At 46.0% G+C, this 25,750-nt stretch carries 23 protein-coding genes and 1 pseudogene; 7 read left to right on the top strand and 17 right to left on the bottom strand.

Translation table 11 applies throughout. The features are described from left to right. Positions 1-34: 34 nt before the first annotated feature. The 3 genes from AC6I8U_RS24365 to AC6I8U_RS24355 all read right to left on the bottom strand — a co-directional run bounded on the left by AC6I8U_RS24365 (position 35) and on the right by AC6I8U_RS24355 (position 2,552). On the bottom strand, positions 35-226 hold the full coding sequence (locus AC6I8U_RS24365; protein WP_042471324.1) for a hypothetical protein: 192 nt from the start codon (positions 224-226) through the stop codon (positions 35-37). A 283-nt stretch (positions 227-509) separates the two neighbouring features. Beyond that, the gene (locus AC6I8U_RS24360; RefSeq protein ID WP_498018857.1) at positions 510-1,463 is read right to left on the bottom strand and encodes a TerC/Alx family metal homeostasis membrane protein; all 954 of its coding nucleotides are present in this window, start codon (positions 1,461-1,463) and stop codon (positions 510-512) included. A 522-nt stretch (positions 1,464-1,985) separates the two neighbouring features. Then, positions 1,986-2,552, bottom strand: a complete 567-nt coding sequence (locus AC6I8U_RS24355; RefSeq protein ID WP_498018856.1) for a hypothetical protein — start codon at positions 2,550-2,552, stop codon at positions 1,986-1,988. A 206-nt stretch (positions 2,553-2,758) separates the two neighbouring features. Between AC6I8U_RS24355 and AC6I8U_RS24350 the strand changes: the two genes are divergently transcribed. The 3 genes from AC6I8U_RS24350 (at position 2,759) to phnD (ending at position 7,120) form a co-directional block, all read left to right on the top strand. Next, the gene (locus tag AC6I8U_RS24350; protein WP_498018855.1) at positions 2,759-4,813 is read left to right on the top strand and encodes an alpha-amylase; all 2,055 of its coding nucleotides are present in this window, start codon (positions 2,759-2,761) and stop codon (positions 4,811-4,813) included. A gap of 307 nt (positions 4,814-5,120) precedes the next feature. After that, positions 5,121-6,053 carry a DUF808 domain-containing protein gene (locus tag AC6I8U_RS24345; protein WP_498018854.1) on the top strand — a complete coding sequence of 311 codons (933 nt, stop codon included), beginning with the start codon at positions 5,121-5,123 and terminating at the stop codon, positions 6,051-6,053. 143 nt (positions 6,054-6,196) lie between these two features. Further along, on the top strand, positions 6,197-7,120 hold the full coding sequence (gene phnD / locus AC6I8U_RS24340) for a phosphonate ABC transporter substrate-binding protein (RefSeq protein WP_498018853.1): 924 nt from the start codon (positions 6,197-6,199) through the stop codon (positions 7,118-7,120). Positions 7,121-7,205: 85 nt separating this feature from the next. Here phnD and AC6I8U_RS24335 read toward each other — a convergent pair whose 3' ends face one another. Then, on the bottom strand, positions 7,206-8,417 hold the full coding sequence (locus tag AC6I8U_RS24335; RefSeq protein ID WP_042471307.1) for a phosphoribosyltransferase family protein: 1,212 nt from the start codon (positions 8,415-8,417) through the stop codon (positions 7,206-7,208). Positions 8,418-8,731: 314 nt separating this feature from the next. Between AC6I8U_RS24335 and AC6I8U_RS24330 the strand changes: the two genes are divergently transcribed. Continuing rightward, positions 8,732-9,805, top strand: a complete 1,074-nt coding sequence (locus tag AC6I8U_RS24330; RefSeq protein ID WP_498018852.1) for a beta/alpha barrel domain-containing protein — start codon at positions 8,732-8,734, stop codon at positions 9,803-9,805. A 349-nt stretch (positions 9,806-10,154) separates the two neighbouring features. Here the strand turns inward: AC6I8U_RS24330 and AC6I8U_RS24325 are convergent, their stop codons facing one another. Next, a complete protein-coding gene (locus AC6I8U_RS24325) occupies positions 10,155-10,580 on the bottom strand; it encodes a bifunctional diaminohydroxyphosphoribosylaminopyrimidine deaminase/5-amino-6-(5-phosphoribosylamino)uracil reductase RibD (protein WP_498018851.1) in 426 nt (141 codons plus the stop codon). 218 nt (positions 10,581-10,798) lie between these two features. On the opposite strand from AC6I8U_RS24325, the gene AC6I8U_RS24320 reads away from it, so the two are divergent. After that, positions 10,799-11,242, top strand: coding sequence for a hypothetical protein (locus AC6I8U_RS24320; RefSeq protein WP_498018850.1), 444 nt, complete (start codon positions 10,799-10,801; stop codon positions 11,240-11,242). Between the two features lie 122 nt (positions 11,243-11,364). Here the strand turns inward: AC6I8U_RS24320 and AC6I8U_RS24315 are convergent. Together AC6I8U_RS24315 and AC6I8U_RS24310 are read right to left on the bottom strand one after the other, a co-directional pair. Continuing rightward, positions 11,365-11,802 (bottom strand): annotated as a pseudogene (locus AC6I8U_RS24315) (HAD family hydrolase); the annotation flags it as partial. Between the two features lie 185 nt (positions 11,803-11,987). Continuing rightward, positions 11,988-12,665: a hypothetical protein gene (locus AC6I8U_RS24310; protein ID WP_234496922.1), complete on the bottom strand. Its 678-nt coding sequence runs from the start codon at positions 12,663-12,665 to the stop codon at positions 11,988-11,990. Between the two features lie 247 nt (positions 12,666-12,912). Here AC6I8U_RS24310 and AC6I8U_RS24305 point away from each other — a divergent pair, with 247 nt between their 5' ends. After that, positions 12,913-13,800 carry a site-specific integrase gene (locus tag AC6I8U_RS24305; protein ID WP_498016953.1) on the top strand — a complete coding sequence of 296 codons (888 nt, stop codon included), beginning with the start codon at positions 12,913-12,915 and terminating at the stop codon, positions 13,798-13,800. After that, positions 13,797-14,849 carry an IS91 family transposase gene (locus AC6I8U_RS24300; RefSeq protein ID WP_498016951.1) on the top strand — a complete coding sequence of 351 codons (1,053 nt, stop codon included), beginning with the start codon at positions 13,797-13,799 and terminating at the stop codon, positions 14,847-14,849. The genes AC6I8U_RS24305 and AC6I8U_RS24300 overlap by 4 nt, the downstream gene beginning before the upstream one ends. A 255-nt stretch (positions 14,850-15,104) precedes the next feature. Here AC6I8U_RS24300 and AC6I8U_RS24295 read toward each other — a convergent pair whose 3' ends face one another. The 10 genes from AC6I8U_RS24295 to AC6I8U_RS24250 all read right to left on the bottom strand — a co-directional run bounded on the left by AC6I8U_RS24295 (position 15,105) and on the right by AC6I8U_RS24250 (position 25,638). Then, positions 15,105-15,581 carry a hypothetical protein gene (locus AC6I8U_RS24295; RefSeq protein ID WP_498018849.1) on the bottom strand — a complete coding sequence of 159 codons (477 nt, stop codon included), beginning with the start codon at positions 15,579-15,581 and terminating at the stop codon, positions 15,105-15,107. Positions 15,582-15,863: 282 nt separating this feature from the next. After that, on the bottom strand, positions 15,864-16,955 hold the full coding sequence (locus AC6I8U_RS24290) for an IS91 family transposase (protein ID WP_498018152.1): 1,092 nt from the start codon (positions 16,953-16,955) through the stop codon (positions 15,864-15,866). Beyond that, positions 16,952-17,836 carry a tyrosine-type recombinase/integrase gene (locus tag AC6I8U_RS24285; protein WP_498018151.1) on the bottom strand — a complete coding sequence of 295 codons (885 nt, stop codon included), beginning with the start codon at positions 17,834-17,836 and terminating at the stop codon, positions 16,952-16,954. Before AC6I8U_RS24285 ends, AC6I8U_RS24290 begins: the two co-directional genes overlap by 4 nt. 325 nt (positions 17,837-18,161) lie before the next feature. Continuing rightward, complete coding sequence (locus AC6I8U_RS24280) at positions 18,162-18,704, bottom strand: cupin domain-containing protein (RefSeq protein ID WP_498018848.1); 543 nt, start codon at positions 18,702-18,704, stop codon at positions 18,162-18,164. 46 nt (positions 18,705-18,750) lie between these two features. Further along, on the bottom strand, positions 18,751-19,593 hold the full coding sequence (locus AC6I8U_RS24275; RefSeq protein ID WP_042471290.1) for an ABC transporter permease subunit: 843 nt from the start codon (positions 19,591-19,593) through the stop codon (positions 18,751-18,753). Then, positions 19,590-20,507 (bottom strand): putrescine ABC transporter permease PotH, encoded by a 918-nt coding sequence (potH, locus tag AC6I8U_RS24270; RefSeq protein ID WP_042471288.1) that lies wholly within the window; start codon positions 20,505-20,507, stop codon positions 19,590-19,592. The genes AC6I8U_RS24275 and potH overlap by 4 nt, the downstream gene beginning before the upstream one ends. Further along, the gene (potG, locus tag AC6I8U_RS24265) at positions 20,504-21,646 is read right to left on the bottom strand and encodes a putrescine ABC transporter ATP-binding subunit PotG (RefSeq protein ID WP_498018847.1); all 1,143 of its coding nucleotides are present in this window, start codon (positions 21,644-21,646) and stop codon (positions 20,504-20,506) included. The genes potH and potG overlap by 4 nt, the downstream gene beginning before the upstream one ends. A gap of 53 nt (positions 21,647-21,699) precedes the next feature. Continuing rightward, positions 21,700-22,809 carry an extracellular solute-binding protein gene (locus tag AC6I8U_RS24260; protein ID WP_498018846.1) on the bottom strand — a complete coding sequence of 370 codons (1,110 nt, stop codon included), beginning with the start codon at positions 22,807-22,809 and terminating at the stop codon, positions 21,700-21,702. 74 nt (positions 22,810-22,883) lie between these two features. Next, the gene (locus AC6I8U_RS24255; RefSeq protein WP_394150423.1) at positions 22,884-24,248 is read right to left on the bottom strand and encodes an aspartate aminotransferase family protein; all 1,365 of its coding nucleotides are present in this window, start codon (positions 24,246-24,248) and stop codon (positions 22,884-22,886) included. 58 nt (positions 24,249-24,306) lie between these two features. Further along, positions 24,307-25,638, bottom strand: coding sequence for a type I glutamate--ammonia ligase (locus tag AC6I8U_RS24250; protein WP_112462557.1), 1,332 nt, complete (start codon positions 25,636-25,638; stop codon positions 24,307-24,309). Positions 25,639-25,750: the final 112 nt, after the last annotated feature.

The raw sequence follows: 25,750 nt of genomic DNA, 5'->3' as shown, positions 1-25,750 counted from the left end.
AAAGCACCTTAAAGGTGCTTTTTCTCTCGCGATATTATCGATAAAGACCGATATCACGCTGCATATGGCTAGATAGCTCATTTGCGTGGTAAGTTGGTTCTACATCACCTTTACCGAACAAAATATCTAGGAAGTGTGCAATCAATCCTTTGAAGTTAACCGCGTAGGTTTTCTTATCCATAGAGGGTGCGATAGCGATGGTTTCGATGTTCATTGCTTGTGCCATGATTGCCTCTCTTAAAACTGGGTAACTCGTTGTTGTTGATGACAATATTAGGCAAAAAAACGCTGTTTAAAAAATGACAAATTTTGGATGTTCGGATTAGTTATTCTAATAAAACAGAACATTAACAAACACTTGTATGACACATGCAATAATGACGACTATTTATTCACAAACAAACAATTCCGCCGAATTATTACGCATTAACCTTGTTGAGTTGCACAAATTGTTACCAGAATGATAAAGAGAAACCTCTCATTAAATGAGAGGTTTTTCGCAATTAGCGTTAGCTATTCTTATTGACGACTTCAGGAAGCTGTTTTTCTTTATAGATAGAAGCGAGTGTCGCTACTGTCATCGTCGTCATAATGACGCACAGAGAGATCCAAGTTGGGATTTCCCAAGCCGATCCAACCAACGCCATCTTGATACCAATGAATATCATGATGAACGACAGAGCTGGCTTAAGGTACACGAAGCGATTCATCATTCCCTCTAACACAAAGTAGAGCGACCTTAGCCCCAATAACGCGAACACGTTAGCTGCTAACACCAAGAAAGGCTCTCTAGTCACCGCAAATATCGCAGGAATTGAGTCTAATGCAAACAAGATATCCATAAACGCGATGACACCAATAACGACCAACATCGGCGTAAACACGCGCTTGCCGTTTTCAATAATCGATAGTTTGTTGCCATGGTATGACTCAGTCACTGGCAATAAACGTCTGATTAAACGCTCTGGCAATGGATTAATTTCATCCTCACCATGGTCACGAGCTAATTGAATACCGGTCCAAATCAAAAACGCCGCAAACAGATACATCACCCAGTGGAACTGAGACAACAGCTGAGCTCCTACACTGATCATGATTGCTCTTAACACTAGCGCGCCAATTACACCCCAAAGCAACGCATGTGGGCGCAAATGCTGAGGTACTGTGTACTGATGGAAGATAATTGCAAACACAAATAGATTGTCGACACTCAGTGACTTTTCTAATAGGTAACCGGTTAAGAAGGATACGGTCGCCTTTTTAGCCGTGTAATCACTGTCCGGCGCGTAAAAGTCCCAAAAGAAATAGATAGTCGCTGCAAAAACAAATGCCAACACAAACCAAAAACCGCTCCAAATAGCTGCTTTTCGAATCGTGATTTGTCCGCCGCGAGTTTGATAAATATCCAGTGCCACCAACGTAAGCGTCAATAACAGGAAACCAAGATAGATTGATGGGCTCATAAGTCCTCCAGACGGAAGGACGAGGGATCTTGGGTCGACCTTCCGCAAACCAATAAAATACCAGTGCACTAGATACACTGATTCTATGATTGCGTTGGTCTCGTCAAAGCACGTTAGAGCGCTCTTATTTGCCGGATAAGTTGCTTGCTATACAGAGCAATAACTTAACGAGATGACGACAAATAAACGGGTGACTACTCCCCAAAACGGGTGAATTCTATGACTATAAATTAGTGGTGTCTATTAAAAAGATCCCAAAAACGAAAAAACCAGCATAATGTAGGATGCTGGCTTCACGTCTTGGTATGTAAAGTATTGATTATGCTTTAACTTTAGTCGTTGTTTTCTGGTTTGTTTCTTTCCAGTACTGAATACGACAACGATGAAGTTGGGCACGTCTCATTTTTTTCATGGTTAACTCCTTCTAAACTTTACGCAATCCACGTTACTCATCGAATGTAACAGTGAAATGACAACCGTAAGACCATTGTGTGACACAGTGAAGGAAGTCGTTGTTTGCCTCTAGTTGGCGTTCGACTCACGATTCCAAATAAGTTGAATGCTCTCTGTGTCGCTGGTCATCAATAGCGTTTCTGTTGCTAATGTATTTTGAATCTCATTTTTCCTGACCCAGGTAAATAATTTGGACGTGGAAATGGGATATAAGTTCAAAAATTCAATCAGTTTCTTATCCGCAGTTTGAGCTGTGCCCTGATTGAGCAATTCTTCAACAGTCACGTTTCCCCCGCCAACACTGGCTTTAATGAGGTGATAACTGTCTTTGCGAAGCGACGTTTGTACATGCGTGTAGTTATGTACATTGAATGGAAATGTGTAGGTAATTTTGCTCACCAAGTCGTCGGGCTCTACGTGAATTATCACATCTAGTTCGATGCCACGATAAGTCTGTTCGAAGCTGCAGTATTCGACGCCCTCGGTTTCACCACAGTCGTAGATCTCCGACAGGGTTTGTACTTGCTGTTTTGTACTGATATCGAGAGCACCAGAGACAAACTGTGTCACCCATTGTTCGCTCGCAAGCGATGCATTGCCATACAACAAAAGCAAAAGAAGCAGCGTTTTATTCATTGTACTCTCTTAAATGACATGACGAAGAAAAACGGCCTAAGATAGCCTATCAACTTATCTAACAACTCCCCTCCTCCCCTCACTCTCATCCCCTGAGGCGATTTTGTGAGCAACTGCAAATTATGAGGCGTAGTCATTCGGAAGGATGTGGCGATGATTCACTCAATCTATATTAGCGTTGGAAAACTAAAATAAATGGAATGAACATGAGACAAAAGACCCTACTTGCCTGCATGCTACTTGCTTCGCCAGCACTATTCGCATCACCGTATCTTACGGTTTCGACGTCGACGACAAGCCGTGACTATCCTATTGTTGCCGACGAACCACTAGTTATTCCTCTGACTAAAGACAAATACCAGCTTAAAATCTCTGGCATTGACGGTAACTGTACTCATGAGTTACCGAACAAAGTGAAGTTTAATACCCCAATTCCGCTGCTCTGTGGCAGCGACTCCGTGTTGCCACTAAATATACGTTTTACCGGAGATTATTCGTTTACTTACAGTGCAGAAGACAATTCTTTAGTTTTTAAACGACAACCTAAAAAAGTCGCTAAAAAAGAGTTCAAGCGGCCAATTCCAAATGTCCAGTGTGAAACTCTTCCAACTGAACCTCAAGTTATTGCGGTTGGAGACAGTTACTCTGATGGCACGCAATTGCGCGACGTGTTTACCAATGACATTGTGACCGTTAAGTCAGGCAAAGTCACAGTGAAACCGAATCAAGCTACTGGTGGCTTAACTTTACTAGAACCCGTTGAAACCACTCCAAAATCGGAAGCGCTTAACTATCGCAATGCCAACATCTATTTTGTCATGGTTGATAGGTTCAATAACTCGAATCCTGAAGCACCACAACCTTATGGTCGCCAATCTGATGGCAAGGATAACATTGGTACATTCCATGGAGGGGATCTCAATGGTATCACTGAGAAGCTCGATTACATTAAAGCACTAGGGACCAATGTCATCTGGCTCTCACCAATTGTTGAACAAGTCCATGGTTTTGTTGGCGGCGGTGATAGCGGCTCTTTTCCATTTTACGGCTACCACGGCTACTGGACACGCGACTTTACCAAAATTGATGAAAGCTTCGGTAACGATGAGGATCTAAAGCGTTTAGTTGATGAGGCACACAAGCGCGGCATTAAGGTTCTGCTAGATGCCGTGGTTAACCACCCTGGCTACTCCACGCTTGCAGACATTCAGTTTGATGAACTAAACGTACTTAAGCCAGAGCACCAACTGCCAGAAAACATCGCTACTTGGCAACCAAAATCATCAGAAAACTGGCATAGCTACCATTCTAATATCGACTATCAAAGTGATGAATGGACGCACTGGTGGGGACCAGACTGGGTGCGCACAGGCTTACCTGGCTATGAACAACCGGGGTCAAGTGCCATTACGCTCTCACTTGCTGGGTTACCTGACTTTAGAACCGAATCCACCAAAGCCGTAACGCCACCTAAATGGCTTCTAGAAAACCCTGGTACGCGTGTAAAAGCGAGAGAAAATCAGACCGTTGCGGATTATCTTATTGAATGGCAAACCGATTGGGTCAAGCGCTTTGGTATCGATGGCTATCGCGTAGATACCGTTAAACACGTTGAAGGTGAAGTTTGGCAACGCTTAAAAGCAGAAGCAACGACCAGCCTTGAACAGTGGCGCAAAGAAAACGGTAAGCAAGGCCAACCATTCTGGATGATGGGCGAAGTATGGGGCCATAGTGCTCACCGCACGCCTTATTTTGATGATGGCTTCGACGCATTGATCAACTTTGATATGCAGAAGAAACTGGATAAAGGCGCCGCGTGTTTTAGCCAAATGGCGGAGACATATCAGAACTATGCCAACTCGATTCAAGAGTCAAAAGATTTCAACCCAGTAAGCTACATGTCATCGCACGATACCGAGCTGTTCTTCAGTCGTTTCAAAGATTACACCATGCAGCAAAACGCCGCGAACGCGCTACTGCTTAGCCCTGGTGCCGTTCAAGTCTACTATGGTGATGAAGTGGGTCGAAACATAGGACCATACGCCGATGACTTCCACCAAGGTACTCGCTCAGATATGGTCTGGAAGCTTAGCAAAGACAAGCAAGCACTGTTAAAACATTGGCAGACTCTTGGTCAATTCCGAGACCGTCACCCAGCGGTTGGGGCGGGTGAGCACAAGGTCATCGATAACGATAACGCCTATGTTTTCTCTAGAGAACTAGGCCAAGATAAAGTCATCGTTGCTTACTTTGGTAAGTAGAGAAAAAGAAACGTAGAAGCATTAAAAAAGGCTCCTCTGGGTACATCCATGGAGCCTTTTTGTTTGCTAAAACACTCAATGAGTACCCTACTTTGTCGTTCTTTCTCGACGTAGAGCACGTCAACTTATAACTGATTTCAACAGCAACCTATTCCCCATAATCCCAAACTACAACATGTACTCCGTTTTAAGTCCCTAAACCTAGCAAAACCTTTTCTTCTAAGGAAAATATTCAGGCGGTAAAGCGTGGTGATATTTACAAATTTGTTCTAGTTAAATAGGTAACGATCAAAAAAGGAACATGATTATGGCAGGCGCAAGCTTACTCACCCTCATTGATGACATCTCGGTACTCATGGACGATGTCGCCGTTATGTCGAAGGTTGCAGTTAAAAAAACAGCCGGTGTACTTGGTGATGATCTTGCCGTAAATGCTGGACAAGTTAGCGGCGTTTCTACCGAAAGAGAGCTTCCCGTGGTTTGGGCAGTCGCTAAAGGCTCACTCCTCAATAAGGTAATATTGGTCCCCGCCGCCTTGCTCATAAGCTTGTTTATTCCGTGGCTCATCACGCCGTTACTTACTCTTGGTGGTGCTTTTCTTTGCTTTGAAGGGTTTGAAAAAATTCATCATTGGTGGGCCCACCGCGGTCAAAAAGCATTTCATGTAGAAAATGAAGCTGCGGTATCAATGACGGCTGAAGAGTTTGCCGAACTCGAACAACAAAAAATCAAAGGCGCAATCCGCACCGATTTTATTCTCTCTGCTGAAATTGTGGTGATTGCTCTCGGCACTATGATGGCTCAATCACTGACCATGCAGGCCGTCAGTTTAAGTATCGTTGCTGTGCTAGTCACTGCTGGCGTATACGGTTTAGTCGCTATCATCGTAAAACTCGATGATGCTGGACTCTGGCTTATCAATAACAATCCTTCTAAAAGTGTCTTGAAACAAAAACTAGGGCTCGGTCTTTTAAGCTTTGCACCTTGGTTAATGAAAGCTCTCGCAGTCGTTGGCACGATCGCGATGTTCTTGGTTGGTGGCGGTATTATTAGCCATGCGATTCCTTGGCTCGAACACTTAAGTGCTGCGCAGGCAGATACCTTTAATCATATTCCGAGCCTTGACCTGTTCTGGGAGAGCATTGGTGCTACCATGATTCACCTGTTTAGCGGTGCTGTTCTCGGTGCTGTTTGTTTTGGGTTGCACCACGTATACACCAAGATAAAAGGGACTGCCTGACCAAGGTAATATCGACGGCGTATAACTCGTCTAGATACAAACTTAATGACCTATTCACGACACAGTAAGATAGCCACAAACTACGACTGATTTAATACCAATTCAAACAACAATAAGCCTTGATAGGCATTAAGGAAGTTGAAATGAAAAGTGTATGGGTCGGTGGGTTGATGATCTCCAGTTTGGTCGCTTTTAATGCAAACGCATCAGCGCCAGCATCGATTAATCTAGGTATTTTAGGTGGTGAGAACTCGGAAGCGCAGATTGGCAACAACCAATGTGTAGTCGAGTTTATGCAAGCGGAACTTGGTGTGAAAACCAACATCCGCAACTCGAGTGACTACAACTCAGTTATACAAGGTTTACTGGGTAAAAAAATCGACTTGGTCATCAACATGTCGCCTAAAGCGTTTGCCGAAGTCCATCTTAATGATCCAGAAGCAGTAGACATCATCGGCTTGATTGCCGATAACACGGATAACTCTCGAGGCTACCACTCTGTTGTCATCGTAAAAGCTGACAGCCCTTATCAAAGCATCGACGATTTACGTGGCAAGGTATTCTCTTTTGCAGACCCAAATTCTACCTCCGGCTACTTGATACCAAACAACCAACTTCAGCAGCAGATTGGCGGCACGATGGACAACCGTTTTAACGGTTTCTTCGACACAATCAGCTTCTCGGGCGGACACGAGCAAAACATCGTTGGCGTTATCAATGGTCAGTTTGATGCTGCAGTCTCTGCATCAAGCATGGTAGGTGATGAATCAATAGGTTATTCAGCTGGCGCTCTCCATCGCTATGCGAAGCACGACCCAGAGGTCATTGATAAGATCCGCGTCATCTGGCAGTCACCACTTATCGCTAATGGCTCTACGATTGTCAGCAATGATTTAGACCCAGCGTTTAAAGAAAAGCTGGTTGCAGCCGTGAAAAAGTTGGATAAAGAAGACAACGAGTGCTTCTCGAAAGCAGCTGGCGGATTAAGGCATCTAGCCGATACGAGCATCGAAGAGTATCAGTCGATTATCGATTTGGTGTATGCGACGAAGTTTGTGCAGCGCTAAACCAAGCTTGCACAGGACTCACTAAAGCACAAAAAAAGTAGGCTCATTGCTGAGCCTACTTTTCAATCTAAATTGCTAAGCGTGTCTATGACAGCTCTGACAATTGGTCTGAGAACCAGATTTTGCGTTGAAAGCGTGGGTTCTTAGATGACATATCGATTTTATATGGGTTCTTCTCAAGCGCACGCTGAGGCACGTTAAGGATCTTACAAAGCTCTTGCGCCAAGAACTTCTCAATCTTCAACACAACCATCTTCTTGCGCAGACGCCCCTGCTCATCACGGTTTAGGATCGTTGGCATGGTGTTCAGCGTCAGAATCTCACCAAGTGCTGGGTGAGACATACGCTCACGTCCTTCTGTGCTCGCATAGAAGTGCGACACAGTAAATACCATACGCTCAGGCTTTAGCTGCTGCAGGAACTGACAAGATTGAACCACTGTTGAGCCAGTGCGAACCATATCATCAAACAGCACAATACTTGGGTTCTCTAGACCCTCAAATGTATCTTCACTCTCTTTGTGCAGCGTGATCTCTACTTTGCGCTCGGCCGTACGCTCTTTGTCCAGCATGATGAACTTCGCTTTGTTTAAGCCCAGCTTCTTGTAGATCTCTTTAACGAAATCACGAGCGCCTTTGTCTGGTGCACATAGGACCAGACCTTCGCCCTCTGGACCATAGCTTAGAATGTTTGAGTTCAATAGGTAATGCGCATAAATCTCGTAAGGAATCAGGTTGTAGAAACGCCCTTTGAACACTTCAGTAAACATCTTCTGCACGGAAACCGAGTGGTTATGGACAGTGATAACATCATCTACACCAGCAAGCTTAAGCATTTGCGCGTAAAGCATTGCCGTAAATGGCTGACCATCAAACTTCTTGATATCAGCGACATCACGCTCCGCCGACTTATCACCCAACTCAGGACGAGCACCACGGTCTTGAGCAGAGAAAAACAGGTCAGGTTCAACCAAAGTCACACGGCTAGCGCCATTTTCTTTCGCCGCACGTGCAATGATCAGGTTGTGCATTGCAAGCTCTTGACGGCTTGTAACCAGATTGCCTGTGCTGACAATCACTACGGTTTTGCCCGCGAGGCTATTACCAATGTTGTCCATGTCGTTCTCATCAGAGATAAAACGTGGGCAAAACTCGGTATTCATAAAGTGCTTCATGCTGATGACATCGGAGATATCTTCATGCTGCCCCATCGCATAGGCGACATCGATTGCAAATGGGTTATCAGATGAGTTGCTAACAATCACTACGTCACTAGATTGTTCGTTCAGAGTGCTCATGGTATTCCTTATCAAGAAGAAGCGAAGTGGGTTGCGGGTATTCTAGTGGTAAACCACACAAAATGGCATCGGAAATAGTAAGTTTATGCGTAATTAGGTCGAGAACGGCATGAAGCAAACGTTTTCCAAATGAAAATTGCGTCTATTTTCATCACATCGTTTAGTCGAAAGCGCTAATTTCGTCATTTTTTCGTCAAGTAATTGATCTTACGCAGCGATACCTTCATCTATCGCCCCTCCCCTATATTCAGCCAGCAAAGCAAACGCTAGAATCCCCTCCAAATTTTATTTGGCAAAACAGGAAACGGCTTCTGATGACTACTCCAACTCAGTTTGAACTTTATGACATCCTCAAAACCTATGAGGACAACTACCAAAATGGTCCATTCTTTGATGCCAAATACCCGACTCGTCCAGCGGTAACACAGACTCATAAGATCTTCGATTTTGAGGTTAACTCTCGTCTTGGTGTTCCTGCGGGTCCTCTACTAAACAGCCACTGGTGCGATGTTTACGCGAAACTAGGTTTCGATATCCCGGTATACAAAACAGTAAGAAGTGTTGAGCGCACCTGTCACCCAGCACCAAACTGTGTCTTCCTTGATACCAACGAACAGTTCAACAACCGCGACATCAACACAGAGATCCACCCAGGTGCTCGCCCATCACTCGATGAAAAAATCACTATCACTAACTCGTTCGGCGTACCTTCTCTAGCGCCATCGGTATGGATGAAAGACATCGAAGAAGGTAACCGTAAGATGGGCAAAAACCAGCTTATGATTGTTTCGGTAAACGGTACTCCTGGTCTTGCAGAGCGCGATCTTGTTGAAGACTACGGCTACGTTTCATCAATGGCGAAAGAAGCTGGCGCTAAAGTTATCGAAGTGAACTACTCTTGCCCTAACCTAGGCGGAAGTAAAGAAGGCGCGCTGTTCTCTGATCCAGAAAACTCTGCTCTAGTGTCTAAGAAAATCCGCGAATCTATCGGTGACACACCACTTCTTATCAAACTAGGCTGGATGCCAGCGGAACAGCTAGAAAAAGTAATCGAAGCAAACCGTCCATTCGTTGATGGTTTCGCTGCAATCAACACCATCCCTCGCCAAGTAATCACTCCAGAGGGCGTTGCTGCGCTACCAGGCGAAGGTCGTCTGCAGAGCGGTACGTGTGGTTACGCGATTGGTAACTTGGCTGAAGAAGTCACACAAAACCTAATCGATCTTCGCACTAAATGGAAAGATGACTTCGTTATCTGTTCTGTAGGCGGCATGATGAATGCTGAAGACCTACACCGCCGTCTAGACATGGGCGCAGACATGGTAATGAGTGCGACTGCAGCAATGTGGGACCCTTACTTGGCTCAGAAATTCCATGAGTACAAGTAAGCGACTGGGTTAGTTTTAGCTAATAAGTTAAAAAGGCTATTGGTGCTAGGAATGGTACCAATAGCTTTTGTCCCTTTATCAGCGCGCGTGTTCTAAATCCGTGCGTTCCTTATGAAATCACACATTTTTCAATCATGCACCAGCCAATATAGATAGCTGCCCCACCCAGCACTAACTCGGAAAGAATTAAGAAGAAAAACAGCAGCCACTTGTTCTCAAAGTAAATATTGTTGAGGGTCCGAGTGTAAAACGCTGGAACAAGACTTCTCGCGACGTAGATAACAATAGCGATAAAGAGAAAAGAATTAACAAGTTCTGTGTTGGTTATACAGCTAAACATAAAATGCCTTTACGATTTACCCAGATAGGGTGTCAGAAACTCACTAACTTGCTCACTGCACAAACCAACCTCCACCTCTACTCCAGCTTCTCTTAGAATTGCTATGCCTTTGCCGCTATTGCGAGGGTCTGGGTCTAACATGGCTACGACCACTTTCTTGACCCCAGATTTAACGAGTGTCTCTGCGCAGGCTGGTGTTCGGCCTACGAATGAGCATGGCTCTAGCGTCACATAGGCTGTGATGTTTTCCATCGGACCTGTGTATTTGTTTAATGCTTCTACTTCAGCGTGATTGCAACCGATGGGTTGTGTGAAGCCTTCGGAGACGATCTGATCACCGTCGACGAGGACGCATCCGATTGGTGGGTTGGGTTTGCAGTTTGGGAGGGCGGATTTTGAGAGTTCAAGGGCTTTGAGCATGTGGGATTTGGGCATTGGGGTATCCGTATAAAAAGTTGTTGTGCAGTCGCTGACATAATTGCTCCAAGGCAAACGATAGAAGCTTAGAACAGAAGATTGGCTGAGACACAAATACACAGCTATTATCGCTATAGTCGTTTGTTAGCTTCACACCCCTCGCTAATGTTATTAAGCCGTTTGATACCATTCATTGTAGTGTATATGTTAATGGCATGATTTAAAGGAGTATTATCATGAAAAGGACAAATGTTATTGCGTTGGCAAGCCTTCTTACGTTTATGGCACCATCAGCTTTGGCGGAAAAACCTGAATGGGCGGGAAAAGGGAAACCAAACCTAGAGGACGTAAAATCGCTTTCCGATTTGAAAAAAGCTGAAACCCAAATTGAAGAACGTGAAGATGAACTTGATAAGCTAATCGAAGAAAAAAAGGAAAAGGCGAAGAAAGCTAAAAGTAAAAAAGACAAGAAAGCTTTGGAACGCGAGTTGGAAGAACTTGAAGATGAGCAAGAAGAAGTGGAAGAGCTAAAGGAAAAAGTTAAAGACAAAAAGTCTGGATTCGAAAAGCAGAAAGAAAAGAAAGCAGACCAAGCTCAAAATGAAGTAGACAAAGGCTCAGAGCAAGGGCAAGAAAAGCGCGAAGAGAATAGTAAGAAATGGTGGAAGTTCTGGGAGTAAACTTAGCCAGTAAGTGTCAATTACGATTTCAGGGTAATTCAATGCAAATTGTTTACCCTTTCCAATTTCTTCGTTTCTCTCGGGTTCCCAGCCACAAGAAAATGTCCAAAACAACAACTAAAACTAGACTCGTTATAACCTACTATTGCCTTGAAAGGTGCGGCTATCGAATTGTTCTCCAGTAAGCGGCGAATATTGTTTTGCGAATTCTGCGAGCAAATACCATGAGGAAGATGAGAAAACTTAGTGACCACGTCTTTGATGCCTTCAAACAACATTACTTCCGTTGCATTCTTTTCTTGATGTTCCGCCCACATACCTCCAGCAATTAACATTTCCTCATGTGTTAAACCGTAATAGTCAACGTAAAGTTCTTGCCAATTTTTAGCACTATGGTTGGCTTCATGATACGACTCTTCGTCGCGTAAATACTTAGGCAAAAACTCTCCAGTTAAATGTGGTGCGACAACGGATAAGATAGCTTTTGTAATATCAATATTCTTAGGGACTGAGTTTACAAGAGTCCCATCATAGTCCCACAACACTGCATCTAGTTTCATTTTTACCTCTACACTGAAACACCAAATCTGAACGTACAATTTACTTCAAAATGGCGAATTCGCATAACGCATTGTTAAGGTCTGAGCAACGCAATGCCGCTGCATTCCACCTTAAACACTAAAACTCACGCGTAGCAAAAATACCACGCGTTGCGAACACTCTTAAACAGAATGTTTTACGCATTTCAAAGAACTCCGGAAGGTAAGTTTATATATTTCTTTCCCGATAGTAAGTCATCAAGTAATCCATTGGGTATCGACTCTTGATCATCAAAGCGCATGATGAACGACAGGCTGTTTAAGTCTACCTTAGGGCGAGCATACTCTTCTTCTCCAAGTACAATCTGCATCCCAAGCATATATAGTGACGTGTCAGTATATCCAATACCATTTGACGCATAATATGTTGTGATAATTATCGGGACTTCCCTATCTGCAATTTTCACAAAGCCGCTTTCTGGCTTTACTGATTCTAGAAAAAGCTCTTCTAAGTCAAACATAACTGCACCCATTCGTAACACCTGTCCGTCAGAGGCTATAGGTACAGGTTCACCATAGATCTTTGATGGAAAGACAACTTGCCCTTTCATAAAATGAGCGCTATCTGAAATCGGTAAAACAGACATACTGAACTTGTCCTCTCCAGAAAACACACCCTTTAGTATTAATAACCTTTCCTGCTTGTACTGAGCTATTGCTAACTGATTAGCTTGATACGAGAAAAAAGCACTGATGCACGAGATAAATACCGCAAATATTGAAATCAATATAGGTAGAGATTGATTTTTAGCCAATTTAACAAATCGGCTTTCACTAGTTAGTCCTGTGTCTTCTTGTTCCTGAGTTTGGTCGCTCTTATTCATAAATCTCACTTAAAAATTGGCACTTTACTAAATGCGTATAACGCCCGGTTAAGTGGTGAGTGACGCATCACCGAACTAAAATTAAACACCGTAATCGCATAAGCCAATATTGCCCCAAAAGTGCCAAGCGTTGCGAATCCACTTGAACCGTTTGTTGAACGAAGCCGCTCTGCGGCAGAGTAAAGCGCACAACCCACCATACTCCTAATAACCCCATCACCCAATGGGCAACATAGGAGTAAATATCATGACACCCGCTGAACTTGAACGCTACAACTTCCTTTATGACCAACACCTTACCAATCTTAAACTGCAAGGTAAACGGCCTGCCACCATCGATGCCTACTCTCGTGCAGTACGTCGAATTACCCAGTTCTACGACTGCTGTCCCGACACCTTAACGACTGACCAACTCAAGCATTACTTCGCAAGTCTCATCGAAACCCACTCTTGGAGTACCGTAAAGCTCGACCGCTGTGGGCTGCAGTTCTTCTATCGCTATACTTTGACCAAAGAGTGGGAGTGGCTCGATATTGTCAGGCCACCTCGTACCAAAAAACTGCCCGATGTCTTAACCCCACCACAGGTAGCATTGCTAATCACGATGACACGACAACGGCGCTATCAGGTGTTCTTTCTTACCTTGTATTCCATGGGGCTACGACTGAGGGAAGGGCTGAGCCTAAAGGTGCAAGATATTGATGCCCACACCATGCAGGTACATGTTCGTAATGGAAAAGGAGGCAAAGACCGGTTGGTGCCACTTCCACAGCGCACACTAAACGCACTGCGTAGCTACTGGCTGACTCACCGTCACCCACAGCTACTCTTTCCTGGTAAAGAGCTTATGACTGATAACCCTATGGACAGAGGTGGCGTACAAAAGGCCATGAAGTTGGTCCTTAAAGACTGTGGTATTAGTAAGCCCATCTCACCGCACTCGCTTCGACATTGCTTTGCAACTCACTTACTTGAGCAAGGTCTGGATTTACGCTCTCTGCAGATTTTGCTAGGACACGGTAGCCTCAACACCACGGCTCGCTATACCCGTATGACCCAACTGAAACAAAAAGATGCAGCGCTGGCAATTAACCAGCTTACCGATGCACTCGTCATTCAATGGGAGGAAGTATGAGCATCTTTATCGACCTACTCCGCGCCCATCTCGATGTTTTTGAACGTCATTACGACAACCAACTCACAGCTGACATGCGTTCAGCTATCCAAGCCATGCTCCGCTGCAAAACAGAGCAGCAAGGTCGCTCACAATGGTATTGTGCTCACTGCCATCATGACGACCGGCTGCCACTCTCATGTGGGCACCGACACTGCCCCCAGTGCCAGCACCGCACCACTTCTGATTGGCTAGAGCGCCAAAAACAGAAGTTGCTGCCTGTTCATTACTTTATGGTGACCTTCACGTTACCTTACCAGTTAAGACCGTTGGCTAGGCGAGCCCCTAAAACCCTCTACAGTGCCATGTTCCAAGTGACATCGAGTGTGCTCAAAAGCTTTGCCCAAAGACAGAACAAAGGCGCGCTCGGATTCACCGCCGTACTGCATACTCACAGCAGGCAGCGAAATCTGCATCCCCACCTACACGTGATTGTCGCAGGTGGGCGGTATGACTCATCAAGAGAAGTATGCCACAAAGATAACAAGCAATACCTGTTTAATGCCTTCGCTCTGGCTAAGGTATGGCGGGCAAGGTTGTTAGAAGTGATAGAGCAACATCCACAGTTGTGGCTCCCCAAGCGCCTCCCCCACAAATGGGTGGTTGACTGTCGATGTGTGGGAAAAGGCCAGCCAGCACTGGAGTATCTATCACGTTATCTTTACCGAGGCGTATTGCCTGATAGCGATATCATCAAGGTAGAAGAAAACACAGTGACGTTCCGATACAAAGAGAGCCAAACCCAACAATGGAAGCTGCGAACACTACCCACTCTTCAGTTCTTGATGCTCATCTTACAGCATGTACTTCCCAAAGGATTGCAACGAGTTCGTGACTATGGCTTCTTGCGAGGACAGGCTCGACAAGCACTTAGGCGTATACAGCGATTGCTGCTTGGGCTGTTTTATCAGCTCCCAAACCTTGAGCCTGTGACCAAGAATAAAGCAACACGCTTCTGCCCTTGCTGCCAGCATGAGATGGCTTGTGTTGGGGTCACTCGACCGAGATAGCCGAAAGGCAGACAGAATAAGGATAATGTTGAAGTACAAACCGGGAGAAAACGTAAACGCTAGAGACTGACGGACAACAGCTAACCTTCTGATAAAGCTATACTCTTGGCTTTATCATGGCAGCGCTCGCCTTGAAAAAATCATCAAGGTGAGAGCACCGCAGACAAAGATCGCACAATTTACTTATATAGAGGCATCGGGCTTGTTCAACACTTGGGATTAAGCGCTGGCTTCGCAGCGTTTAATCCTTATTTGTTATATTTTTTCACACACTAGTTTCACCACGTCCTGTGCCTTAGCCCCTGATTTAAAACTACGCCCAAGATCGTAAGCCATATTTTCAAGGGGAGCGTCATCGTAACCAAACTCATTTATTTCTTGAACGTACCTTTTTAAAAAACCCTTTCCACCGAGTTGCTCCCATTGAACCGTATGCATTAGTTCATGAATATGTATCTCTAGATCATCTTGGTGCTGTGGCTTCATAAAGTACATGTATTTATAGGTTATCGCACCACAATCCATATCGAGGAAGTCCCCCAAACCTATTTGTCTAAGCTCAGGGATATCCGGCTTTGGAATGTTATCAACTACAACAAATTTACATTTCGATAAATATTCTGGAGAGTAGTAGCCTGAAAATACATCAGAGAACTTCCTGCAAGATTGAGCCTGTCCTTCGTAGTCTGAAACAATCTCGTCGATCCACACATCGAACTTTTCAATCGGCATATTTCCTCCGTAAAATATAACGCTTAAGCATTTATCCATTGTCGCAGCACACTCGATAAATGCCTGTTGGACTGAGCCGCTTCTTTCTATGGATTTTGCTTTTTATCGCTCATTGCCCGTTCATCGCTACTCTGTCCAAGTGAGGTCCACTATCACCCACCATTCACACCGTAGCCACCCATTTCCATAGTGCCAACTATACTTGTTGCATAGCCATTTTTGAAGCGAACGATACCTCTCCCTCGCACTTCAACTGCGATTTTTTGTCTTGCTATCAAGCAACTAGCTCAGTCGTTCCTTTTCAGCAACGACTCGCGGCCGTATCGCTAATCTTATCAAGACCATAGATCGGCGTTTACACTTGGGGCAACTTGGTTTTTCTTTCGGTACCTCTGCGGCTTCATTCGGGACTTCACTGATACTTTTTCTGATTTCTGATAAAGCACGAGCCCGTACTGCATTGGCTAAAAACCCATAGTAACGGATCCTCATCAACCCTTTAGGCAGCACATGAAGCAGTAGCCGTCGTAGCATTTCTCCCGGGCTACAACTCATTCGCTTCAATGTCTGTGCTTGATGATCTTTATAAGTCATCTCGATACTACCATTGTTACCATAGCTCAACTGGTGAGGGTTAAGCCCGATCCGATTGCAATACCGAGACAAATACCCCACCACGGCGAGGGGGCTGTGTAAGACCGGTTTGCTGTACACTACCCATGCTTTCCTACTCACTTCTAAGAGTATGTTTTCATAAGTATCTATCACCTGTTGAACATGCTGCATCATTTCTCTTTTAAAGCGAACTGACAGTGCTTTTACTGGAAATAGATAGCCCTCTTTTCTCGTTGGAACCCAAGACTTATCTTCGGTTAATACACCACCTGGGATTAAGCAGTGCACATGAGTGTGCTGGCTAAGGTTTCTGCCCCAAGTGTGTAGAACCATCAGCGCTCCAAGTTGCCCTTTAAGATGATGACGTGGGTTGGCAAAGGCTTGTAACGTTGTCCATACTGAATGAAACAAGCACTGATAAACTTCTCTAGGGTAAGCTTTGATCATCGCATTGAATTCATGAGGCAAGGTAAATACCAAGTGGTGATACACGACCGGTAAAATATCTTGGCTACGTTTCACAAGCCATTGCTGCCTCATTTGCTCTTGGCAATTGGGACAATGACGATCTCGACAAGAGCAGTACCAAGTCACGTCATGACCACATTTCTCACACCGCCAATCATAGGTGCCCATTCGCTCCGTCCGACAGTCTCGCAAGTGGTGAAGCACTTGCCACTGCCTTGGCGTGATCTTAGCTTTGTTAATTTCATCCAACCCTTGAGTGAGCACAGTTTGATAAGGAGATAAGACACTCATTCGGCACTCCATAGCTGCTCAATCAGGTCAAACTCATTATGACTTTCTCCCTCGCTATAGTGACCAATCCAATGTGTGTATCTCAAGGTGGTTTTTATGCTCGTATGACCAAGATGTCGCTGCAAGACATTCAGTGGCATACCTGACTCAAGTTGATGGGTAGCATAAGCATGTCGCAAAGCATGAATGCCTCCCTCCTTTTTAACACCCGAAGCACGCTTTGCCGCCTTAAAACACCGCTGCACTGAGCTGATATCAAGGTGTTGCTCTGGCTCTCGGCTAGGAAAAAGGGCGATGGTTGGGTGGTAGTGACGCCAATAATTCCTTAAATGGTTTAATTGGCTATCACACAATGGAACAAACCTGTCTTTCTTACCTTTGCCTTGATGAATATGCAGACGTTTCGCCACACCATCGATATCTTTTACATCGAGAGCGACGACTTCACTCACTCGTAATCCACATCCATAACAAAGCTCGAGTGCCGTTTGATATTTCAAACTGCGACAGTGACTGATGATAGCCTTTACTTCGTGGCGATTTAACAGCTGTGGTATTTTACTGTCCCGCTTAGTTGGAGGGACAAGTCGCTCCTTAAACTCTCTCTTTAGTACCGCTCGATAGAAAAACACAATGGCATTAAGCGCCTGCGCGCAAGTACTCGCGCGAAGATGTCTTTCATTGGTTAACGAGCGTAAATACTGACGGATTTGTTCATCACTTAGTCGATCGGGTGAGCTTTGGTAGCACTTCGATAACTCAATAACCCAGCGTAGGTAACATTTATGGGTGCGTGGAGAGAAACGCCGAAGCGTCATTTCATCGATAAACTGCTGTCTTAATGGCGTCATGATGTATTCCTCTTTCAATGGATACATCATAAGTTTGGCTCATCGATGAGGGGAAAATGCGGATCTCCGCGAAGCGGCTTAGTTCAACGCTTATTAGACGGACTATTTCCGTATAAGTCCTAGCATTTTGCACCGAGTCTATATGAAACTCAAACACTATCAAGCAGTTATGTGACCATCCCCAGTTGAAGGGAGAAACTACGGAAAAACTCCGTAATTATTCTGAAAATCAGGGTTATACGGAAAGGTGGATGCGGGCGAATAATGAAGGATTGGAGCCCGTGGTGAGTAGATTCCTGCCTGCGCAGGAATGACGTGAACTGGGAGTTTTGGACTCGTAGAAGTACTTTATCAGCTAGAATGTTGGCGGCGTGGCGGCGCTGATTAGTTCACATTCTACTTTGCCTTTGTTACGGAAGCGGTGAGGCTTTCTGGTTTCGAAGTAGTATGAGTCGCCGGCTTTGAGCACGCGGGTTTGGCTGCCGACGGTGATTTCGATTTCGCCACGGATGACGACACCGCCCTCTTCCCCGTCGTGTTCGATGAAGTCTGTACCCGTATCTGAACCTGGTGGGTAGATTTCGCGGAGGATGGCGAGTTGTCGGCCTTCGCGTTTGGCGCCGACGAGGAGCATTTTGATTTTGCCGTCGCCCAAATCTGCCATTTGTTCGGCAGAGAAGAAGATGTCATCTTTGGGTTCGACGTCTAGGGTGAAGAATTCGCCCATTGAGATTGGGATGGCATCAAGGATTTTCTTGAGTGAGCCCACGGATGGGTTCACCAAGTTTTGCTCTATTTGAGAGATCATGGAGTTGGTGACACCGCTTCGCTTGGCGAGTTCTCGTTGTGACAAGCCGCGCATTGTGCGAATCGTTTTTAGCTGTTTCCCTACATCCATGTCTCTCTCCCTAAATTAAGCTGTGATCTCAGCAAGTTATTTCCGTTTACTGCTGACTCATCTTCATTTCTAGAAGCCTACGCTTTTCTGCCTTTGCCATCAACCACCACGCGATAAATGTGGCACAGGAGACAGCGAGTATCGTGAGTGTTGCCAGTGCGTTTATCTTCGGACTCACCCCTAGCCTTACACTGGAGAACACCACCATTGGTAAGGTTGTCGCACTAGGCCCAGACACAAAGCTCGCAATCACCAAGTCATCGAGCGACAAGGTAAACGCCAGTAGCCAACCCGCTAGGATCGCTGGTGCAATTGACGGAAGCGTGATTTGGAAGAACACCTTCCAAGGCGGCGCACCTAAATCCATCGCGGCTTCTTCGATTGAGCGGTCGACTTCTTGAAGCCTCGAACTAACCACCACGGTGACATAAGCCGTACAAAACGTCACGTGTGCTATCCAGATGGTCATCATGCCACGTTGGCTGAAGATATCGAACACCTGCCCCATCGCAATAAACAGCAGCAACAGTGACAAGCCGGTAATCACTTCTGGCATAACCAATGGCGCAGTAATCATAAACGCAAAGCCCGTCTCGCCTTTGAACTTACCGAATCGGTTAAGGACGAAGGCGGCGATAATGCCAAGAACCACTGCGGCACTTGCTGATAAGAACCCGATAATTAGGCTGAGTTTTACGCCGCCCATTAACAAGTCATCTTGTAGCAGCTCAGAGTACCACTTGAATGAGAAACCTGACCAAACCGTTACCAAGCGGTTTTCGTTAAACGAGTAGATGATCAGAATCAGGATCGGCAGATAGAGGAACGCAAAGCCCGCGCCCAATATCACCCACTTAAGCTTGCTGTTGTAAACTGGGATGTCGTTCATCCTTGAGCCTCCAATTCACGTTTTTGATAGCGGTGGAACCATAGAATTGGCAGCATCAGAATCAGCAGCATCACTATGGCGACGGCTGATGCCACAGGCCAGTCTCGGTTGTTGAAGAACTCTTGCCACAACACCTTACCGATTAGAACCGTATCGGGGCCGCCCAATAGTTCTGGGATAACAAACTCGCCCACGGCTGGGATAAACACTAACATTGAGCCTGCTATGATACCTGCACGTGTAAGCGGTACTAGAACCGTAAACAGTGTCGTCATTGGCTTAGCGCCTAGGTCGCTCGCGGCTTCAAGCAGTGAATAGTCCACTCGCATGAGAGCGGTATATAGCGGTAGCACCATAAACGGCAAGTAGGTGTAGATGATGCCAATGTAGACGGCGGTATCCGTGTGCAGGATTTGCAATGGCTCGTCGATAACGCCAGACATCATCAGGACGTTATTGAGCAGTCCGTTATTTTTTAAGATACCGATCCACGCATAGACTCGAATCAAGAAACTCGTCCACGATGGCAGAATAATCAGCATCAAAAGGACGTTTCGAGTACTTGGCGAAGAGTGAACAATCGCCCAGGCAATCGGAAAGCCAATGATTAAACACAGTACCGTCGAGATAAAGGCGATACGAATCGATTGAATGTAAGACGACGCGTAAAGATCATCTTCAATCAGGTACTGGTAGTTGCCGACATTGAGCAGCAGTTGCAACTGTTGCTCAGCGTAACTCAACAGCTCTGAATACGGTGGAATCGATATCTGAGCTTCTGCAAAACTGATCTTAAATACGATAAGAAACGGCAGTAGGAAGAACAGTAGGAGCCAACCGTACGGCACGGCGAGTAGCAGACACTTAGGTGTCGGTACCACGCTCCAAATATTAAGTTTGGCTGGTTTCTTCATATCTTGAGTACCACACAACTTTCCTTGTCCCAGCAAAGATTGACTCTTTGCTCCCATGTAGGCATTCCTTTCCTAACACGACTGGTATTTTGCAGTGTTGCGGTGACCAGTTTTCCTGAGTCGAGTCTTACGTGATAGATCGACTGATTACCCATATAGGCGATGTCTTCGACGAGTCCACTACAATGATTCGGCGACGGATTCATATGATCGCACAATGTAATTTTCTCCGGTCTCACAGCAATCGACACCGGAATACCTGGTGCACCAGAGATACCGTGGCTGATAGAGATAGGATTGCTCATATCTGGTGTGCGAACGGTTGAATGATCGGCCTCATTGGTTTCAAGCACACCTTCGAAGATGTTGACCGAGCCAATGAACTTGGCCGCAAATTTGGAGTTCGGGTGCTCGTAAATCGACTCTGGCGAGCCAATCTGTACAAACTGCCCTTTATTCATAATGGCGATGCGAGTTGCCATCGTCATGGCTTCTTCTTGGTCGTGGGTGACCATCACACAGGTCACGCCGACGCTTTCTAGAATATCGACCACCTCAAGCTGCATCTTTTCTCTAAGGTTTTTATCTAGCGCACCCATTGGCTCATCAAGCAGCAGCAGTTTTGGTTTTTTCGCTAAGCTTCTTGCTAGCGCGACACGCTGTCTTTGTCCGCCGGATAATTGATGAGGTTTGCGCTTGGCGAAATCGGTCATTCGTACCAGCTCGAGCATGTGCTTCACTGTAGCGTCGATCTCTTTGCTTGGCATGCCGTCTTGTTTGAGACCAAAGGCGATGTTCTTCTCCACCGTCATGTGTGGGAACAGCGCGTACGACTGGAACATCATGTTCACAGGTCGTTTGTAAGGCGGAATGTCTGCCAAATCTTCGCCATCAAGGGTGATTTGGCCGGCCGTTGGCTGTTCAAAGCCTGCTAGCATGCGAAGCAGCGTTGATTTACCACAGCCAGAAGCGCCAAGAAGCGCGAATAGCTCGCCTTGATTGATGGTGAGATCGATATTGTCCACGGCGACGTGACCATCGAAATCCTTAGTCAGACCTCGAATTTCTAGAAGTGGTTTCGGTGGCACTGGGGCAACGTGTTGATGGTTGAGCTCTGTATCGAGTGACATCACTGTCATGGTAGTCTCCAAGCAAACGCGGCGACCCAAGTTGGGTCGCCAAATAGTACTAATCAGTTTTTAAGGAAGTCGGTCCAAGCGCGAGTCATGGCACGAGATGTTTTGTGTGGCAACATCTTCGAGCTGTATAGCTTCGCTTGCGCTTCTTCTGTTGGGTAGATCCCTGGATCTTCTAGAATCTCTGCGTCGATAAACTCACGCGATGGTGGATTCGGGTTCGCATACCAAACATAGTTACTGATCTCAGCAATCACTTCCGGACGAAGTAGATAGTTGATAAACAAGTGAGCGTTCTCTGGGTGCTTCGCCTCTTTTGGAATCGCCATTAGGTCGAACCAAGCCAATGCACCCTCTTTAGGAATCGAGTACGCCACTTCAACACCATTGTCTGCTTCAGCAGCGCGATCAGCCGCTTGAAGGACGTCACCAGACCAACCGATCGCGACACAAATATCACCGTTTGCTAGGTCATTGATGTACTGCGACGAGTGGAAGTAGGTCACGTATGGACGAACTTGTTTAAGCAGCTCCAAAGCGTCTTTCTTGTAGTCGTTTGGATTGGTACTGTTTGGGTCTTTGCCGATATAGTTCAGCGCAGCCGCCATGATTTCGGTAGGCGCATTCAAGAAGCCCACACCACACTTGTTGAGTTTTTCCATGTTCTCAGGCTTGAACACGAGATCCCAACTGTCGACAGGCGCATCTTCACCAAGTACCGCTTTTACTTTCTCAACGTTGTAACCAATACCCGTCGTACCCCATAGGTAAGGGACTGAGTAGTCGTTACCTGGGTCGACAGTGTCAGCAAGAATACCCATCAATTTTGGGTCAAGGTTCTTGTAGTTGGTTAGCTTAGACTTATCGAGCTTTTGGAAAGCCCCCGCTTTCGCCTGACGACCTAAGAAATCGTTACTCGGTACAACTAGGTCAAAGCCTGTGTTGCCCGATAAGATCTTCGCCTCTAACACTTCGTTTGAATCGAATACGTCATACACCACTTTGATGCCGGTTTCCGCTTCAAACTTCGCAATGGTGTCTTCCGCTATGTAGTCTGACCAATTGTAAATGTTGAGCACTTTTTCCTCAGCAGCAATAGATGTCATTGAGGTAAGCCCCAACGTCATCCCTAACGCTACACCAAAGTATGCTTTTGCTTTCTCCATTTGGACCTCCGTTTCCTGTTTGCTCTTTGCTTAATACCTTTGTTGTGTTTTTCTGGTATTGTGTGTCTCGTCGGCTACTGCGAAACGTCGGCGAGTGTTTTATCGAGCGCGAGTTTTGCTTTTTCGATGAACTCATCGATCTCGTCTCGGGTGATAATGAGCGGTGGCGAACAAATCATGGTGTCCCCTACCGCTCGAAGAACGACACCTGAGTTAAAGCAATGCTCGCGACAACGCGTACCTACATCGAGGTCTTTGTGGTATCGCTCATTAGTCTGTTTGTCTTTGACCAGTTCAATCGCACCAACCAGACCTTTACTTCTTGCTTCACCGACCATTGGGTGCTCTAAAAGCTCACTCCAACGTGAAGCAAAGTAAGGGGCGGTATCTTCGCGAACTTGGTTGATGATATTGCGGTTCTGCATCTCCTTGATATTGGCGATGGCAACCGCACAGGCAGCTGGGTGACCTGAGTAGGTAAACCCGTGCGCAAATTCGGTGTCCGCATCCGTCAGCACTTTGGCAACATGGTCTCGCACCATGACGCCACCAAGTGGTAGATAGCCCGAGGTAATACCCTTCGCCATACACATGAGGTCTGGTTTGATGTTGTAGGTTTGGCTAGCAAACCATTCACCTGTTCGTCCGAAACCACAGATCACTTCATCAGCAATCAAAAGGATTTCATACTTATCGCAGATGCGTTGGATTTCTGGCCAGTAGCTATCTGGCGGGATAATCACGCCACCAGCGCCTTGGATAGGCTCAGCGATAAACGCAGCGACATTCTCTTCACCAAGTTCAAGGATCTTCGCTTCAAGCTGACGTGCGCGCTCCAAGCCAAACTCGTTCGCATCCATACCCTGACCTTCACCAAAGTGATACGGCTGATCGATATGAGTAATGTTTGGCAATGGCAAACCACCTTGCGCATGCATAAACGCCATACCACCCAAGCTTGCGCCCGCCATAGTACTTCCATGGTAAGCATTCTTACGGCTGATGATGGTTTGTTTGTTTGGTTTGCCAAGGCTTGTCCAGTAATGACGAACCATGCGAACCACAGTGTCGTTGCACTCAGAGCCCGACCCGGTAAAGAACACATGATTCATGCCCTCTGGCGCGACTTCAGCAAGCAGCGTCGAAAGCTCAACAGCAGGTGGATGCGTAGTCTGGAAAAACAGATTGTAGTATGGCAATTCCTTTAACTGGTTGGTCGCCGCTTCAATAAGGGGCTCACAGTTGTAGCCCATATTCACGCACCAAAGACCCGCCATTCCATCTAAGATTTTATTGTCGTGCTCATCGTAGATGTAGATGCCTTCTGCACGAGTAATCACTCGTGAACCTTTATCGTTTAGTGCTTTGAAGTTAGTAAATGGATGGAGACAGTGTGCGCTGTCTTGCTCTGTCCATTTTGATCCGTTTTGTACTGACATAAATTAATTTCCATTTCCTGCTGTTTAATTGATGCTCTTTTGGATAGCGTTGCCTTAGTTACACGTTTAAAAGTAAGAATTCTCGCTCCCAAGAACTGATCACTTGGAAGAAGGTTTTGTACTCCTTGCGTTTGATTGCCACATAAGCCGATACAAATCGATCGCCTAGGATTTCTCGTAATTCATCGCTATTCTCTAGCAGAACCAATGCATCCTCTAGGTTGTGAGGAAGCGAGTATGGTTCAGTAGTCATGTCGCCTGTGCTCTTCGCCGTTGGCGTGAGTTTTTCTTTCATGCCAAGGTAACCACACGCTAAGGTAAGAGCCATCGCCAGATACGGGTTAGCATCTGCGCCCGCGTAACGGTTTTCTAAACGTCTTGAATCTCGATCCGATACTGGGACACGAAGACCAACAGTGCGGTTGTCTTCACCCCAAGCGACGTTAGTTGGCGCTGAATCACCAAACACCAAACGGCGGTACGAGTTCACGTTTGGAGCAAAGAACGCAATCGCTGCTGGCGTGTATTTCTGCATGCCACCGATGTAGTTCATGAACAGTTCGCTGTTTGAGCCATCTTCGTTGGCGAATAGGTTTTTACCTTTGTCATCAACTAGGCTTTGGTGAATGTGCATCGCACTGCCCGGCTCATCTTCCATCGGTTTTGCCATAAAGGTGGCGTAGACATCGTGTCTGAGCGCCGCTTCTCGTACCGTGCGTTTGAATAGGAATACTTGGTCTGCTCTGTCTAGTGGCTCGCCGTGGTCAAAGTTAAGCTCCATCTGCGCTGCGCCAGACTCATGGACCAAGGTATCGACATCCAAACCCTGCGCTTCGCAGTAGTCGTACATGTCTTCAAAAATAGGATCGAACTCGTTAACCGCATCGATACTGAATGACTGTCTTGCTGTTTCTGGGCGACCATTGCGACCAATTGGTGGCTCAAGTGGGTAGTCCCAATCAAGGTTTTTCTGAACTAGGAAGAACTCCAGCTCTGGCGCGACAACTGGATGCCACCCTTCTTTTTCGTAGAGACTCAACACACGGCGTAACACAGCACGTGGTGAGATATCGACTGGGTTACCCTCTACGGTGTAGCAGTCGTGAATCACTTGCGCCGTGGGCTCTTTGGTCCAAGGAACAAATCGAATCGTGTTTTGGTCGGGTTCCAGAGTCATGTCCTTCTCGGTCAGATCGATCATACTTTCATCGTCTGGCCAATCGCCGGTCACGGTCTGGAAAAAAACCACTTCGGGAAGACGCATGCCCCCTTCTCGAAGGAATTTTTTCGCTGGCATGATTTTGCCTCGAGCGTTGCCCGTGATATCCGGGATCAAACACTCAACTTCAGTAATACGGTTCTCTTCTATCCATTTCCTAATCGTTTCCATAAATCCTTCTTTTCGTTACTCGCTCAACGAATTTATCAATAAGCTCCCATTTAGCATTGGCATCGACCTGTATAAATGTCAAACAAAGATGTTAATTATTTTGCAACTTTTG

The sequence above is a fragment of the Vibrio sp. KUL80 genome, assembly GCF_059725495.1.
The sequence above is the reverse complement of the archived record's forward strand: the minus strand, read 5'-3'. Positions and strand labels throughout refer to the sequence as shown.

Coding starts and splice junctions, on each gene's coding strand:
- AC6I8U_RS24280 (WP_498018848.1), bottom strand. CDS start 18,704: ATGGATGTAGGGAAACAGCTAAAAACGATTCGCACAATGCGCGGCTTG.
- AC6I8U_RS24285 (WP_498018151.1), bottom strand. CDS start 17,836: ATGATGTATCCATTGAAAGAGGAATACATCATGACGCCATTAAGACAG.
- AC6I8U_RS24365 (WP_042471324.1), bottom strand. CDS start 226: ATGGCACAAGCAATGAACATCGAAACCATCGCTATCGCACCCTCTATG.
- AC6I8U_RS24355 (WP_498018856.1), bottom strand. CDS start 2,552: ATGAATAAAACGCTGCTTCTTTTGCTTTTGTTGTATGGCAATGCATCG.
- potG (WP_498018847.1), bottom strand. CDS start 21,646: ATGACAGTGATGTCACTCGATACAGAGCTCAACCATCAACACGTTGCC.
- AC6I8U_RS24350 (WP_498018855.1), top strand. CDS start 2,759: ATGAGACAAAAGACCCTACTTGCCTGCATGCTACTTGCTTCGCCAGCA.
- AC6I8U_RS24260 (WP_498018846.1), bottom strand. CDS start 22,809: ATGGAGAAAGCAAAAGCATACTTTGGTGTAGCGTTAGGGATGACGTTG.
- AC6I8U_RS24305 (WP_498016953.1), top strand. CDS start 12,913: ATGACACCCGCTGAACTTGAACGCTACAACTTCCTTTATGACCAACAC.
- AC6I8U_RS24345 (WP_498018854.1), top strand. CDS start 5,121: ATGGCAGGCGCAAGCTTACTCACCCTCATTGATGACATCTCGGTACTC.
- AC6I8U_RS24295 (WP_498018849.1), bottom strand. CDS start 15,581: ATGCCGATTGAAAAGTTCGATGTGTGGATCGACGAGATTGTTTCAGAC.
- AC6I8U_RS24300 (WP_498016951.1), top strand. CDS start 13,797: ATGAGCATCTTTATCGACCTACTCCGCGCCCATCTCGATGTTTTTGAA.
- AC6I8U_RS24310 (WP_234496922.1), bottom strand. CDS start 12,665: ATGAATAAGAGCGACCAAACTCAGGAACAAGAAGACACAGGACTAACT.
- AC6I8U_RS24330 (WP_498018852.1), top strand. CDS start 8,732: ATGACTACTCCAACTCAGTTTGAACTTTATGACATCCTCAAAACCTAT.
- potH (WP_042471288.1), bottom strand. CDS start 20,507: ATGAAGAAACCAGCCAAACTTAATATTTGGAGCGTGGTACCGACACCT.
- AC6I8U_RS24250 (WP_112462557.1), bottom strand. CDS start 25,638: ATGGAAACGATTAGGAAATGGATAGAAGAGAACCGTATTACTGAAGTT.
- AC6I8U_RS24360 (WP_498018857.1), bottom strand. CDS start 1,463: ATGAGCCCATCAATCTATCTTGGTTTCCTGTTATTGACGCTTACGTTG.
- AC6I8U_RS24325 (WP_498018851.1), bottom strand. CDS start 10,580: ATGCCCAAATCCCACATGCTCAAAGCCCTTGAACTCTCAAAATCCGCC.
- phnD (WP_498018853.1), top strand. CDS start 6,197: ATGAAAAGTGTATGGGTCGGTGGGTTGATGATCTCCAGTTTGGTCGCT.
- AC6I8U_RS24275 (WP_042471290.1), bottom strand. CDS start 19,593: ATGAACGACATCCCAGTTTACAACAGCAAGCTTAAGTGGGTGATATTG.
- AC6I8U_RS24255 (WP_394150423.1), bottom strand. CDS start 24,248: ATGTCAGTACAAAACGGATCAAAATGGACAGAGCAAGACAGCGCACAC.
- AC6I8U_RS24320 (WP_498018850.1), top strand. CDS start 10,799: ATGAAAAGGACAAATGTTATTGCGTTGGCAAGCCTTCTTACGTTTATG.
- AC6I8U_RS24290 (WP_498018152.1), bottom strand. CDS start 16,955: ATGAGTGTCTTATCTCCTTATCAAACTGTGCTCACTCAAGGGTTGGAT.
- AC6I8U_RS24335 (WP_042471307.1), bottom strand. CDS start 8,417: ATGAGCACTCTGAACGAACAATCTAGTGACGTAGTGATTGTTAGCAAC.